Annotated in this window: 1 protein-coding gene; it reads right to left on the reverse strand. The window is 75.9% G+C overall.

The features are described from left to right. Positions 1–202 precede the first annotated feature (202 nt). Positions 203–771, reverse strand: a 569-nt coding sequence (locus tag BN972_RS15745; RefSeq protein WP_036359547.1) for a hypothetical protein, incomplete at its 5' end; no start/stop codon positions are given.

A 771-nucleotide genomic window follows, 5' to 3' on the forward strand; every position in this document is an offset into this window, starting at 1 on the left:
CAGGACCAGGTCGCCCGACTACGCCGGCCGCAAAGGGGCTGGACGCTGCAAGGAAGCCGAGCGCTGGCTTGCCCCCAAACCTCGGGTACAACCCGGAGGACTGAGGCCCGTTCCCCCGGGGCGCATAAGCAACTCGCGCGCACATCGTCCGGTTCGCCGGAACGATGTGCGCGCGAGCGTTACGGCGCCGCGAGAGGGCCGGCTAAGCCTTCCCGTTGTTTCCGTTGTTGCCGAGGAGCAGCCCGCCGGTGCCGCCCGTGCCGGCTGTACCGCCGGCCTTACCGGCGTTACCGCCGTTGCCGCCGTCACCGATCAGCACGGCGTTACCGCCATTTCCGCCTTTGCCTGCCGTGGTCGCGCCGAATCCGCCGGCACCGCCGTCGCCGCCGCTGCCGAGGGCCCCGGAATTGCCACCGGTCCCACCGGCGCCGCCGGTCCCGTTGCCGTTGGCGTTGGCGCCGGATCCACCCGCACCGCCGGCGCCGCCCGAGCCGGTGAGCAGGCCGGCGTTGCCGCCGGCACCTCCCGCGCCGCCCTGGAACGTGGTACTGCCGCCGGCGCCACCGTGGCCGCCGGTGCCCCCCGCGCCGCCGGAACCGAACAAGAGGCTGGCGCTGCCGCCGGCCCCGCCGGCCCCGCCGGTCGAGGTACCGGCGCCACCGGATCCGCCGGCCCCGCCGGCGCTGAAGGACAGTGCCCCGGCGTTGCCGCCCGCTCCGCCGGCCCCGCCGTTGTTGCCGCCCGATCCACCCGCACCGCCAGCGCCACCGG

It is taken from the genome of Mycobacterium asiaticum DSM 44297, from assembly GCF_000613245.1.
Taxonomy (GTDB): domain Bacteria; phylum Actinomycetota; class Actinomycetes; order Mycobacteriales; family Mycobacteriaceae; genus Mycobacterium; species Mycobacterium asiaticum.